We start from the raw sequence: 11,585 nt of genomic DNA on the forward strand, positions 1-11,585 counted from the left end.
CGGAATGCCGAGCAAAGCCGCGACGCCAAGCCAGGTGCGGCTGACCATCAAATTCAAATAATGGCGCTCGCGGCGGCGGATTGTCATCAGATCCAGGCATCTTCGGCTACGACATCCGAAGCACCGAGGCCCTGCACATACGAACTGAATATGTCACCGTTGTTGGCTGCTTCCGGGATCTCGTCGTAGCCGGTCAGCAGGTGAAACCCGCCGTGCGCGGAGCTTTTCGCCACCGGGCAGACCTGCCGGATAGCGCCGAGACGTGCGTAAACGACTTCGGCAAGAACTCGCCGTTCAGGAGGTCGCGTCACTCTCCAGAATTAGCGAAAACGAAAAAGACGCCGCAGGAAGGCAATTGAGCGATACCGCCAGGCGCACCTTCACCCGCAGTGATCAACAACGCTAGTCGTCGTATCGGCCGCCGCGGCCGCGCTTCACGTCGCTGCGGCGTTTCTTCGCTGCCAGACGGCGTTCCTTCGAGCCTCGCGAAGGCTTGGTGGGACGCCGTTTGGCCGGCGGCGGCGCGGAAGCCTTCGCCAGCACCTCGGCGAGCCGTTCCCGTGCCGCGTCGCGGTTCATCAGCTGGGAGCGGTATTCGCTGGCCGCGATGGTCAGCACTCCGCCGACCAGGCGGGTGCCCAGCCGGGCCGTGATGCGTTCCTTCAGCGCGGGCGGGATCACGGCGGAGCCCGCGACGTCGAACGACAGCTCGACGCGCGAGTCCGTCGTGTTCACGCCTTGTCCGCCCGGTCCTGAGGATCGGGAGAACCGCTCGCGCAGTTCGGCGCCCGGGATCACGAACCGGGCGCCGACGCGTACGTCCTCCGCCATGTCCTCAGTGTCTCAAGACGGGGCAAGCGGCTTTCAGAACCGCGGGTGGTCGCCGGACAGCACCGCGCGCGGGCCGTCCGGGTCTTCGGCGGGCTGGACGTCGCCGAGGATCCACGCGGGCACGTGCCGCGCGGTGAGCACCGCCAGCGCCCGGTCGACGTCCTCGGCGGACACGATCGCGACCATGCCGACGCCCATGTTGAACGTCTTCTCCAGCTCCGCGCGCTCGACCTTGCCGCGCTGCCCGATCAGGGCGAACACCGACGCGGGCGTCCAGGTGCCGCGTTCGAGCTTGGCGACGAGGCCACGCGGCATCACGCGCGCCAGGTTCGCCTCAAGACCGCCGCCGGTGATGTGCGCGAACGTGCGCACCTCGGTTTCGGCGACCAGCGCGAGGCAGTCCTTCGCGTAGATCTTGGTGGGTTCGAGCAGTTCCTCGCCGAGGGTGCGGCCGAACTCCTCGACGTGTCCGTCCAGCGGCATCCGCGCGATGTCCAGCAACACGTGCCGGGCCAGCGAGTAACCGTTCGAGTGCAGGCCGGACGAGCCCATCGCGATGGCGATGTCGCCGGGGCGGACCTTCTCCGGCGACAGCAGCGCGGACGCCTCGACCGCGCCGACGCCGGTGGCCGACAGGTCGTAGTCGTGCTCGCCCATCAGGCCGGGGTGCTCGGCCGTCTCGCCGCCGAGCAGCGCGCAGCCCGCCTGGACACAGCCCTCGGCGATGCCGCCGACCAGCGCCGCGATCTTCTCCGGCACGACCTTGCCGACCGCGATGTAGTCCTGGAGGAACAGCGGTTCGGCCCCGGTGACGACCAGGTCGTCGACGACCATCGCGACCAGGTCGATGCCCACCGTGTCGTGCTTGTCGAGCGCCTGCGCGACCGCGATTTTGGTGCCGACGCCGTCCGTGGACGAGGCGAGGATCGGCTCTTTCCACTTGTCGAGCTTGAGTGAGAAGAGCCCGGCGAAACCGCCGACCCCGCCGCGCACCTCGGGCCTTGTCGCCCGCTCGGCGTGTGGCTTGAGCAGCTCGACGGCCTGGTCCCCGGCGTCGATGCTGACCCCGGCGGCTGCGTACGTGGCGCTCGTGGACTCGCTCACGGAAGCGGACTCCCTACTGGACATGCTTGGTTCACGGACGCCGGACGGCGTCTTCGGCACCGTACCCGGCGGCGCTGACCGGACTCGCCGCGCCACCTGCGGCGTCCATGCTTTCGAGCAGGTGCTTGCCGATCAGCGCGTCCTCGGGCAGCGGAATCGGATACTCGCCGGAGAAGCAGGCCGTGCACAGCCGCGACTTCGGCTGCTCGGACGCCGCGACCAGGCCGTCCAGCGAAATGTAGCCGAGCGAATCGGCCCCGATCGAACGGCGGATGCCGTCGAGGTCGACGCCGTTGGCGACGAGTTCGGCCCGCGAGGCGAAGTCGATGCCGTAGAAGCACGGCCACCGCACCGGCGGCGACGCGATCCGCACGTGCACCTCAAGCGCACCCGCCTCGCGCAGCATCCGCACGAGCGCACGCTGGGTGTTGCCGCGGACGATCGAATCGTCCACCACGACCAGGCGCTTGCCGCGGATCACGTCGCGCAGCGGGTTCAGCTTCAGCCGGATGCCGAGCTGCCGGATGGTCTGCGACGGCTGGATGAAGGTGCGCCCGACGTAGGCGTTCTTGACCAGACCGGTGCCGTATGGCAGGCCGGAACCCTGCGCGTACCCGATCGCGGCCGGGGTGCCGGACTCCGGCACCGGCATCACGAGATCGGCGTCGACCGGGTGCTCGGCGGCCAGCTTGCGGCCGATTTCGACGCGCGTGGCGTGCACGCTGCGGCCGGCGATCGACGTGTCCGGACGGGCGAGGTAGACGTACTCGAAGACGCAGCCCTTGGGCTCCGGGTTCGCGAACCGCGACGAACGCAGCCCCTCGGCGTCGATGGCGATCAACTCGCCCGGCTCGACCTCGCGCACGAACGACGCACCGCAGATGTCGAGCGCGGCGGTCTCGCTCGCCACGACCCAGCCGCGTTCCAGCCTGCCGAGCACCAGCGGGTGCACGCCGTGCGGGTCACGGGCCGCGTACAGGGTGTTCTCGTCGGCGAAGACCAGGCAGAACGCGCCCTTGAGGGTCGGCAGCAGGTCCAGCGCGGCGGCCTCGATGCCCTTGTCCGCGGCGTTCGCGGCGAGCAGCCCGCAAACGAGGTCGGAGTCGCTGGAGGACCCGGTGAGCCCGGCGTGCGGCTTCAGGCCCGCGGCGACCGTGCGATCGCGGAGCTCGGCGGTGTTGACCAGATTGCCGTTGTGCGCGAAGGACAGGCCGCTGCCGGTGTCCGTGGTGCGGAAGATCGGCTGGGCGTTCTCCCAGATCGTGGCCCCGGTCGTGGAGTACCGGCAGTGCCCGACGGCGATGTGCCCCTGCAAGGACTGCAGGACCTGCTCGTCGAAGACCTGGCTGACGAGCCCGAGGTCTTTGAACACGACGATCTGCGAGCCGTCCGAGACGGAGATGCCCGCTGCCTCCTGCCCTCGGTGCTGCAGGGCGTAGAGGCCGTAGTAGGTGAGCTTGGCGACCTCTTCCCCGGGAGCCCAGACGCCGAAGACGCCGCACTCCTCACGGGGTTCCGGTTCGGGTTGATCTTCGGGTCGATCAGTACTGGCGGAGGGGTCGGAAACCACCGAGGAGCTCCCAGGAAGACGCGGGCGGGCCGAGTCCAAGTGTAAGGGGTGGATGAAGTGGGGCGGCCGTTCACGGCGTGGTTCTGCCCACTACGGGGGAGGCTTTCCGGAGCAGTGATCTTAATGTGAAGCAGTGATCCGGGAGGGCTGGGGCTCCTCCCGACGCTGGCTTTCGACCTCTGCCAGGCGCGCCAGCGCCGGAAGTGCCGCCGTCAGGGCTTCGACCTCATCGTCGGCGAGTTCGTTGATCAGCCCCGCGTACGCATCGACGCCCGCCTGGCGCCGCGTCTGCACGTACGACCTGCCAGCCGCGGTCAGCGACACCAAGGTGACCCGCTTGTCGGAAGCGTCGCCCCTTCGCTCGACCAGCCCGGACTTCTCCATCGCCCGGACCAGGGCGGTCATCGCGGGCTGAGTGACGCCCTCGGCCACGGCCAGATCGGTGATACGTCGCGGGCCGCACCTGTGCAGGGTCGCCAGGGTGGCGGCGGACGTGATGCTGACGTCGCGCGGGAGGCGTCTCGCGGCCATGGTGGCCAGCTCGTAAAGGGCCGACCCGATCGAGGCGGAAGCGCCGCGATCATCGTCTTGACGGCTCATGCGTGAAGCATAGAGTACTTATATAAGTTCTTTATACATCTCGCGTAGTCGGACGTGTCCGGCCGAACACAGGAGGTTTCCGTGGCCAAGGGCTACTGGGTCAGCGTCTACCGCGTCGTTTCCGACCCGGAGAGGCTGGCCGCCTACGACAAGCTGGCCGCTCAAGCCGTCCGAGCCGCGGGCGGACGGGTCCTGTCCCGCGGCGGCGGCCGGATGGTCGTTCACGAGGCCGGAATCGCCGAACGCGTCGTTCTGATCGAGTTCGACAGCTTCGAAGAGGCCGTCGCGGCCTACGAGAGCGAGGCCTATCAGACGGCACTGGTAACCCTCTCGGACGCCGTCGAGCGCGACTTCCGCATCGTCGAAGGCGCCTGACCGGCAGGCACGGGGCAGAAATGAGCCAGGCCCCGTACGAAGTGGATTGGGCCACTTCGTACGGGGCCTGAAATCAGGGGCACCGATGGGGACAGCGCGGAGGGTGGATCAGCGGGCGGCCAGCCACTTCGAGCGGCCGCCTCGACCGGGGACCCAGCAGCCGTTCGCGGAGGCGACTGCGACCGGGGCCGGTTGGCGCTCGGGGAGGGCCAGCACTTCGCCCAGTACCTGGCTTGCCTCGCCGCGCGAACGCCATAGCGTCGACGCGGGGGCGAAGATGTTCTCCTCGCTGCCAGGGAGGCGCGTGGCCTCGACGTCGTCTTCCGCGTTCAAGCGGACGACGTCCACCACGTTGTCGTGGACTCGCACTCCGACCACGGCCTGCACTTCGCCCGCTCCGTCCGTCGGGTGGACGAACTGGTAGCCGCGGGCGATGAGCTGCTGCAGGCCCTGCTCGATGGCGAAGGCGGAGCCCACGACGTCGGCCTCAGCCGAGGACATCGTCGAATTCGCCGTCCTTCGCGCCGGCGAGGAAGGCGGCCATTTCCGCACGCGTGTAGACGAGGGCCGGGCCCTCCGGGAAACGGGAGTTCCGCATCGCGATCTCGCCCGAGGTCAGCGGGGCCACTTCGACGCAGTTGCCCACCGCGCCGCTGTAGCTCGCCTTGCGCCACTGCGCGCCGGTCAGACGGTCGGCCGGAACACCGTTCTCGAACCGCTCAGCCATGATGCCACCTTCCGGGAAGGACGATGAAAAGCTCAGGAATCTGCATGTGCATCTGCCTGTGACTTCGACGCTAGCACGCGCGCATGCAGCGGTAAATGCACGTGCAGAATTTTCTGCAAATTTCTCACTGCGTGACGACACGGTTCAGTAGAAGTTCCCGGACAGGTGATTAGAGCACTACCCGAACGGGTTAATTATCACCTTGGGTCACGATATTGGTGGTCTGATAACGCACCGCGTTTGCGACTCGCCGCCGCCGGGTGCAGCGGGTGAATGAGGAACACTGACGGTGACAACCGGAGCGGCAACCGGAGGGAGTGCGACCGGGTCAGCGGAAGCTGGTTTCCGGACTCATGCACGCTCGGTGATGAGAATGGGGTGGGCGTTCTCTATTCGGCTACCCCACAGCTCGGACGGGCCGGCGGAATTCCCCCAGCGAGAATTCCGCCGGGAACGGCGCCTCGGTGCGGTGAAGAGAGAAGAATTCTCAGATCTCGGCCTTGCGCTTGGCGATGCGGGCCCGGCTGCGTTCGGGGGTCTCCGCGTCGACGGCCAGCAGGTCCAGTGCCCGGCCGTACTTCTCGATCTCGTCGCGCTTGTCCAGGTAGTGCGCGCCGGTCAGGTACTCGACGTAAACGATGTTCGGCAGTTCCGCCTCGGCGAAGCGCAGCAGCGAGAACGCGTGCTCGGCCGACAGACCGCTGCGGCAGTACGGCAGGATCTGCACCGAAACGTGCGGCAGCGTGGTGACCTCGAGCAGGTACTCCAGCTGCTGCCGGAACACCTTCGGTCCGCCGATCGGCCGGTAGAGCACCGATTCGTCGAGCACCGCCCACATTCGCGGCGCGTCCGGGCGGGCCAGCATCTTCTGCCGCCGCATGCGCAGGGCCACCAGCTGGTCCACGCGTTCGTCGGCCATTTCCGGGCGGCCGTGGCTGAAGATCGCTCGCGCGTAGGGCTCGATCTGCAGCAGGCCCGACACGAACAGCGGCTCCCAGATCTGGATGCGGGACGCCGCTTCCTCAAGACCGACGAGGTCGGTGAACCAGCCGGGCACCGTCTCCCCGAACTTGCGCCACCAGCCAGCTTCGTTCGACTGCTTGACCATGTCGAGGAACGCTTTGCGCTCGTCCTCGTCGGAGACCCCGTACATGGTGAGCAGGTCGGCCACGTCGCGTTCCTTGAAGCCGACGCGGCCGAGTTCCAGCCGGGAGATCTTGGATTCCGAACCGCGGATGTTGTAGCCCGCCTGCTGGCGCGTGATCCCGGCTTCCTCGCGCAACCGGCGAAGCTGCGAGCCGAGGATCATCCGGCGCGCGGTCGGGCCGAGGCTCTGCTCGCCCGCGGACACGCCTACCACCGCGTTCATGACCAGGGCCCTTCCATCGCCGCTCGTTCGCCGGAGGAATCGAAATCCGGCTACCCAAAGTACACGCAAGGCACCGCCCCGGACAGCGTGGCACAGGCCTCGGTTCAGGGGATTCTACGGAGTGTGTGCCTCAGAAGACACTCCCGTGGGAACAATTCCGGCGGAAAATCAGATCCGTACGACCGGAAGCCAGTGCGAAAGGTCCGCGCGGCTGCCCGAGGCGGAGACCCGGGCGGCGCCGAGCGCGTCGTCCCAGTCCAGGAGACCGGTGGCCAGTTCGAGCCAGGTCCGCGGGTCGGTCTCGACAACGTTGGGCGGGGTGCCGCGGGTGTGCCGCGGGCCCTCAACGCACTGCACCGCGGCGTACGGCGGCACCCGGACCTCGACCGTGTGCCCGGGCGCGTCCTGCGCCAGCGTCCGCAGGGTCGCGCGCACCGCGGCGGCCAGCTCAGCGCGCGCCGGATCCGGTCCGGTGCCACGCAACCAGTCCGAAACGGCCAGCACCGCCGCCCGTAACTGAGCGGGATCGACCGAACGCGAAGAGGCCATGCGACAACAGTAGAGTGGCCGCGGACGGACTTTCAGGCACCCGGCACCGAGGGACGGCGATGGCGCAGCGGGACGAGGCAGATCGGATGGTTTCCCGGACCCCGGCGGGCAAACGCGCGCGCCGGAACGCTTATCCCCGCCGCGGGCCGCAAGGAAAACCCGAGATCACTCCCGAGATGCGGGCCAACGCGCGGACGAATCCGAACAGCTGGCTGTATGTCATCGACGAGGCCTTCGACGCCCGCGGTCCGGTGCCGTCATGGGCGGTCGTCGGCGCGTATCCGGTGAACGGGACGGGTGAGGTCGTCGAGGACTTCCACCCCAACGACCGGTACCGGCCCTCGCCCAAGGCGCTCGGTTTTCCCGAGCCGCGCGACGAACTCGAGCGGCTGCTGCAAATGGTCCGGACCGAACACCGGCCCGCCGAGGACCTGCCGCGCGTCATCCTCGATTCGACGCTGCTGGTCTACGCCCTGTCCCCGGTGCAGCGCACGGTGATCGGGTTCCACAACGCCGACGGCCGGGTCATGGTGCCGGCGTACACGTCGAAGTCGCTGGTGCCGCGCGAATGGCCGCACGCCCGCGCGGTGCTCGGCCGCGACATCGTCGGGCTGCTCGCCGGACATCCGCTCGCGGTCAACCCGCACGACCTGATCACCGCCGTCGTCCCGGCCGAGCACCTGATGAAGGCGCTGGCCGAAGAACGACGCTGACCTGGGCAGACCACCCTGCCGAGTGATCATGATTCGCCGAAACCCGCGCACCCGGGCATCGTGACGCAGTAGGAGTACACGCGTCCGGTGAGGAGCCCTGGGTGAAGCGTCATCTGCTGCTGCGCTGGAGCGCGGTTCTCTTCGCCGGAATCGCCGGCACGTCCCTGTGCGAAACGGCGGAGGCGGCGCCGAGCTACGCCGGGGCCGCGGACAACTACGCCGGTTCGCAAATCGCGAAGCACGAGGGCGTTCTGGGAGCGCCGAACATCTCGTACACGACACAAGACCAGTACCTCGGCCACGACGTCAGCGGGCACCAGGGCCCGGTCGACTGGCCCGCCGCGGCGGGAGCGGGCGCGAAGTTCGTGTATGTGAAAGCGACCGAGGGCACCGGGTTCGTCAGCGGGCAGTTCGCCCAGCAGTACAACGGTTCCTACCAAGCCGGGATCGTCCGCGGCGCCTACCACTTCGCGCGCCCGGACGTGTCCGACGGTGCCGCGCAGGCCAACTACTTCCTCGCGCACGGCGGCGGCTGGTCGGCCGACGGCAAGACGCTTCCCGGCGCGCTCGACATGGAATACAACCCCTACGGCGAAACGTGTTACGGCAAGGACGCGAACGGGATGGTCGCGTGGGTCCGCGCGTTCTCCGACACCTATCGCGCCCGCACCGGACGGCTGCCAACGATCTATACCTCGACCAGCTGGTGGAAAACCTGCACCGGAAACAACCCGTCTTTCGGCGGGAATCCGCTGTGGATCGCGCGCTACAACTCCTTCATCGGCGAACTTCCCGCGGGCTGGGGACAGCACGTCATCTGGCAGTTCTCGAACAGCGGCGCCCTGCCCGGCGACCAGAACTGGCTTAACGGAGCCCAGTCAGCGCTCCGCAACCTGGCATTCGGGTGAACGTTCGTGACGAGGTCACGAATTAGTCATCACCGTCCGATGAAAATCACCCACTCGACCATTCAACTTCACGGAACTTGATGACAAACGACGATTCGTCCTCAAGAATCTCCCCCGTGGCGGCTACCTGCACATAGCCGCCCTCCGCGAGGGTATCTGTGAAGGGATCGACGATGTCCACTTCCCGAAGAGGACGGCGTACCGCGCTGCTGTCCGCTCTGACCGTCCCCGTTGTCGCGCTCCTGCTCGGCGCTTCGACCGAGGCGACGGCCGCCCCGGCGGCTTCCCCGCTTTCGGCGCGGGAGATCAACGCCGTCAACGCCGGCATCCAGGCGAACAACCACACCATGGGGTCGCAGATCCGGCGTGTCGAGGGGGATCAGTCCACCCCCGAGACGAAAACCGCCGCGCAGCGACCGCAACCCGCGGCCGCGCTCCCGAACCAGGTGGCGGCCACCGTCGCCGGCATGGACGTCGCCAGCTACCAGGGCAACGTCGACTGGGGCAACTGGTGGGGCCAGGGCAAGCGGTTCGTCTGGACCAAGGCGACCGAGAGCACGAACTACACGAACCCGTACTTCGCCCAGCAGTACAACGGTTCCTACAACCAGGGCTTCATCCGCGGCGCCTACCACTTCGCCACCCCGAACACCTCCAGCGGCGCGGCACAGGCGACCTACTTCGTCGCGCACGGCGGCGGGTGGTCGAAGGACGGCAAGACGCTGCCCGGCGCACTGGACATGGAGTACAACCCCTACGGCGCGACCTGCTACGGCCTGAGCAAGGCGTCGATGACGGCGTGGATCAAGGACTTCCACGACACCTATCAGGACAAAACGGGCCGCTGGCCGGTGATCTACACGTCGACGAACTGGTGGAACCAGTGCGTCAGCGGCGATTTCTCCCTCACCGCGCCGCTGTGGGTCGCACGGTACGCGTCCTCGGCCGGCACGCTCCCGTACAACTGGGGCGTCTACACCGTGTGGCAGTACACCTCGAGCCCGCTGGACCAGGACACGTTCAACGGCGCCTACGACCGGCTGCAGGCACTCGCCAACGGCTGACCTGAGGCGCTCGCAGACGCGGCTCCCGGTTCTCCCCTCCCCCTGCCGGGCGGGGCGGCCGGGAGCCGCTTTTGTGCGAGCTTTACCCGCCTTGCACAATGCAGACCTGGGGCGGAGACGGAACCGCCTGGGCCGGCGGGGCGTCAGACCGCGGCGCGAGTCGGTGCAGCAGGAAGGCGGAACCGGACATGACTTACCCACCGCAGCCCGGACAGGGCGGGGACCCCTACGGCCAGGGCTGGCAGCAGCCCGGCTCGGGCGGGGTGCCGCAGCAGCCGGGGTGGGACCCCAACCAGGCCCAGCAGCCGGGCGGGTACCCGAATCCCCAGCAGCAGCCCGCCTGGGATCCGAACGCGCAGCAGCAGCCGCAGCAGGGCTGGGATCCGAACGCGCAGCAGCAGCCGCAGCAGGGCTGGGATCCGAACGCGCAGCAGCAGTATCCGGGGTACCAGCAGCAGCCCTACGGTACCCAGCAGTTCCCGCAGCAGGGCTGGGACCAGGGACAATACCCGGGCGGACCGGGCGGCGAGCCGCCGAAGAACAACAAGACCGGGCTGTGGATCGGCATCGCCGTCGCGGTCGTCGTAGTGGTCGCGCTCGGCATCACCGGGTTCGTCGCGCCGGGGTTCTTCCTGAGCAAGGACGACAAGGGCACCACGCAGGCGCAGCCGCCCGCCCCGGCCCCCTCCCCGTCGTCGGAGGCCCCGCTGCCGAGCGACTCCTCGTCGCCGTCCACGGATTCGAGCGAGGACCCCGGTTCGAGCGGGGCGTCGGGCGAGGCGAAGCAGGTCATCGACGACTTCCTCGCGAAACTCAACGCCAAGGACGCCGCCGGGGCGACCGCGATGGCCTGCCAGGGCACCGAGAGCATGTCGAAGCGCAGCATCGACGAGACCACCAGCGGCGATCCGCAGCTCTCGCTGAGCAAGGTCACCGCGGGCAGCGCCACGACGAGCGCCCGGATCACCGGCAAGCTGTCGGGCAAGGACGCCAGCGGCACGATGGTCATCATGAACCGCGGCGGCTACTGCGTGGGGCTTTATCTGATCCTGGCGTTCTGACCCGGTGCGCTCGCCGCTGCTGTGGACGTTGATCGCGTCCGTGGCACTGCTGTGCGGGGTCGGTGGCTGACTGCTCGCCGACCCCGCGACGAGCCGCAGTGAAGCGCTGAAAACCGCCGGTAGCGCGGTCGTGGCTCTGTATGCGTTGTGGCTCAACGATCGCCGCCGCCGCGCCGAGGAGGCGCGGCAGGTGATCGAGCGGCAGCGGCACGATGCCGACCGCGAGCGGATCTCCGGCGAGCGGTCGCCAAGTCGGTGGAGCTGCTGGGCCACAAGGCCGATCAGGTGCGGGTCGGCGCGCGACGGCTCATCCGGGATCCGCTGCCACCGTCCGATGTGGACGGGCCGGGTCCTCGGCCCCGGCGTGGTGCTGAAGTATTTCGATCTTTCCCGCCAGCGGATCGGCGGCCTGCTGCTGCGGCACGCCTTGGTGGGCGTTTTCCGGTGTCGCAACGCGACTTTTCCCGACCGGGCTTGGTTCTCCGGACCAGCACTTTCTCGGATACGGCGGGGGTCCAGCTGCCGGACGGCTGAAACCGCGGAATGGCGGCTATGTCGCGGTGCCGAGCTGAGCAGCATCAAGAAACCGTGGACGGCTACGAAGCGGTGCGTTCCCGGCGAGCTGTCCGCGGCTTCCTCGGCAAGCCAGTACCCGGCGAAGTCCTGACCAGCGCGAAGCTGGCCGAGCAGAACGCGGGGAAGGGCTCGTGAGTG

Annotated in this window: 16 protein-coding genes; 6 read left to right on the plus strand and 10 right to left on the minus strand. The window is 68.3% G+C overall.

Annotated features, from left to right (window positions below; all coding sequences use genetic code 11):
* Positions 1 to 86: 86 nt before the first annotated feature.
* The 5 genes from A4R44_RS47785 to A4R44_RS06685 form a co-directional block, all read right to left on the minus strand.
* Positions 87 to 233, minus strand: coding sequence for a hypothetical protein (locus tag A4R44_RS47785; RefSeq protein ID WP_157904830.1), 147 nt, complete (start codon positions 231 to 233; stop codon positions 87 to 89).
* A 169-nt stretch (positions 234 to 402) separates the two neighbouring features.
* A complete protein-coding gene (gene arfB / locus A4R44_RS06670) occupies positions 403 to 831 on the minus strand; it encodes an alternative ribosome rescue aminoacyl-tRNA hydrolase ArfB (protein WP_037808657.1) in 429 nt (142 codons plus the stop codon).
* A gap of 33 nt (positions 832 to 864) precedes the next feature.
* Complete coding sequence (purM, locus tag A4R44_RS06675; protein WP_067577327.1) at positions 865 to 1,935, minus strand: phosphoribosylformylglycinamidine cyclo-ligase; 1,071 nt, start codon at positions 1,933 to 1,935, stop codon at positions 865 to 867.
* 31 nt (positions 1,936 to 1,966) lie between these two features.
* Positions 1,967 to 3,505, minus strand: a complete 1,539-nt coding sequence (purF, locus tag A4R44_RS06680; protein ID WP_067577329.1) for an amidophosphoribosyltransferase — start codon at positions 3,503 to 3,505, stop codon at positions 1,967 to 1,969.
* Positions 3,506 to 3,625: 120 nt separating this feature from the next.
* Positions 3,626 to 4,105 carry a MarR family winged helix-turn-helix transcriptional regulator gene (locus A4R44_RS06685; protein ID WP_093572438.1) on the minus strand — a complete coding sequence of 160 codons (480 nt, stop codon included), beginning with the start codon at positions 4,103 to 4,105 and terminating at the stop codon, positions 3,626 to 3,628.
* Between the two features lie 81 nt (positions 4,106 to 4,186).
* Between A4R44_RS06685 and A4R44_RS06690 the strand changes: the two genes are divergently transcribed.
* Positions 4,187 to 4,480: a DUF1330 domain-containing protein gene (locus A4R44_RS06690; protein WP_067577331.1), complete on the plus strand. Its 294-nt coding sequence runs from the start codon at positions 4,187 to 4,189 to the stop codon at positions 4,478 to 4,480.
* Positions 4,481 to 4,588: 108 nt separating this feature from the next.
* On the opposite strand, the gene A4R44_RS06695 is transcribed toward A4R44_RS06690, so the two are convergent.
* The 4 genes from A4R44_RS06695 to A4R44_RS06710 all read right to left on the minus strand — a co-directional run bounded on the left by A4R44_RS06695 (position 4,589) and on the right by A4R44_RS06710 (position 7,125).
* The gene (locus A4R44_RS06695; RefSeq protein ID WP_067577333.1) at positions 4,589 to 4,981 is read right to left on the minus strand and encodes a hypothetical protein; all 393 of its coding nucleotides are present in this window, start codon (positions 4,979 to 4,981) and stop codon (positions 4,589 to 4,591) included.
* A complete protein-coding gene (locus tag A4R44_RS06700) occupies positions 4,968 to 5,207 on the minus strand; it encodes a DUF397 domain-containing protein (RefSeq protein WP_067577335.1) in 240 nt (79 codons plus the stop codon). The genes A4R44_RS06695 and A4R44_RS06700 overlap by 14 nt, the downstream gene beginning before the upstream one ends.
* Before the next feature lie 487 nt (positions 5,208 to 5,694).
* Positions 5,695 to 6,576: a helix-turn-helix transcriptional regulator gene (locus tag A4R44_RS06705; protein WP_067577337.1), complete on the minus strand. Its 882-nt coding sequence runs from the start codon at positions 6,574 to 6,576 to the stop codon at positions 5,695 to 5,697.
* A 168-nt stretch (positions 6,577 to 6,744) separates the two neighbouring features.
* On the minus strand, positions 6,745 to 7,125 hold the full coding sequence (locus A4R44_RS06710) for a sterol carrier family protein (protein WP_198545189.1): 381 nt from the start codon (positions 7,123 to 7,125) through the stop codon (positions 6,745 to 6,747).
* Positions 7,126 to 7,184: 59 nt separating this feature from the next.
* Here A4R44_RS06710 and A4R44_RS06715 point away from each other — a divergent pair, with 59 nt between their 5' ends.
* Positions 7,185 to 7,838, plus strand: coding sequence for a type VII secretion system-associated protein (locus A4R44_RS06715; RefSeq protein ID WP_067577339.1), 654 nt, complete (start codon positions 7,185 to 7,187; stop codon positions 7,836 to 7,838).
* 101 nt (positions 7,839 to 7,939) lie between these two features.
* On the plus strand, positions 7,940 to 8,746 hold the full coding sequence (locus tag A4R44_RS06720; RefSeq protein ID WP_093572436.1) for a lysozyme: 807 nt from the start codon (positions 7,940 to 7,942) through the stop codon (positions 8,744 to 8,746).
* A gap of 46 nt (positions 8,747 to 8,792) precedes the next feature.
* Here the strand turns inward: A4R44_RS06720 and A4R44_RS51680 are convergent, their stop codons facing one another.
* Complete coding sequence (locus A4R44_RS51680) at positions 8,793 to 8,927, minus strand: hypothetical protein (RefSeq protein ID WP_255366058.1); 135 nt, start codon at positions 8,925 to 8,927, stop codon at positions 8,793 to 8,795.
* On the opposite strand from A4R44_RS51680, the gene A4R44_RS06725 reads away from it, so the two are divergent.
* From A4R44_RS06725 to A4R44_RS51685, 3 genes are all read left to right on the plus strand, one after another.
* Entirely contained in the window at positions 8,920 to 9,810 is an 891-nt protein-coding gene (locus A4R44_RS06725; RefSeq protein WP_067577341.1) for a lysozyme, read from the plus strand. The genes A4R44_RS51680 and A4R44_RS06725 overlap by 8 nt on opposite strands.
* A gap of 188 nt (positions 9,811 to 9,998) precedes the next feature.
* Positions 9,999 to 10,871, plus strand: coding sequence for a hypothetical protein (locus A4R44_RS06730; protein ID WP_067577342.1), 873 nt, complete (start codon positions 9,999 to 10,001; stop codon positions 10,869 to 10,871).
* A gap of 588 nt (positions 10,872 to 11,459) precedes the next feature.
* A complete protein-coding gene (locus tag A4R44_RS51685) occupies positions 11,460 to 11,582 on the plus strand; it encodes a hypothetical protein (protein ID WP_255366062.1) in 123 nt (40 codons plus the stop codon).
* The last annotated feature ends 3 nt before the right edge of the window (positions 11,583 to 11,585 follow it).

Origin of the sequence: Amycolatopsis sp. M39 (genome assembly GCF_001651785.1) — a bacterium.
Lineage (GTDB): Bacteria > Actinomycetota > Actinomycetes > Mycobacteriales > Pseudonocardiaceae > Amycolatopsis > Amycolatopsis rubida.

Bases quoted from the DNA above. Each gene is read 5' to 3' on its own strand.
- arfB (WP_037808657.1), bottom strand. From the start codon at position 831: ATGGCGGAGGACGTACGCGTCGGCGCCCGGTTCGTGATCCCGGGCGCC.
- A4R44_RS06685 (WP_093572438.1), bottom strand. From the start codon at position 4,105: ATGAGCCGTCAAGACGATGATCGCGGCGCTTCCGCCTCGATCGGGTCG.
- A4R44_RS06695 (WP_067577333.1), bottom strand. From the start codon at position 4,981: ATGTCCTCGGCTGAGGCCGACGTCGTGGGCTCCGCCTTCGCCATCGAG.
- A4R44_RS06700 (WP_067577335.1), bottom strand. From the start codon at position 5,207: ATGGCTGAGCGGTTCGAGAACGGTGTTCCGGCCGACCGTCTGACCGGC.
- A4R44_RS06705 (WP_067577337.1), bottom strand. From the start codon at position 6,576: ATGAACGCGGTGGTAGGCGTGTCCGCGGGCGAGCAGAGCCTCGGCCCG.
- A4R44_RS06710 (WP_198545189.1), bottom strand. From the start codon at position 7,125: ATGGCCTCTTCGCGTTCGGTCGATCCCGCTCAGTTACGGGCGGCGGTG.
- A4R44_RS06715 (WP_067577339.1), top strand. From the start codon at position 7,185: ATGGCGCAGCGGGACGAGGCAGATCGGATGGTTTCCCGGACCCCGGCG.
- A4R44_RS06725 (WP_067577341.1), top strand. From the start codon at position 8,920: ATGTCCACTTCCCGAAGAGGACGGCGTACCGCGCTGCTGTCCGCTCTG.
- A4R44_RS06730 (WP_067577342.1), top strand. From the start codon at position 9,999: ATGACTTACCCACCGCAGCCCGGACAGGGCGGGGACCCCTACGGCCAG.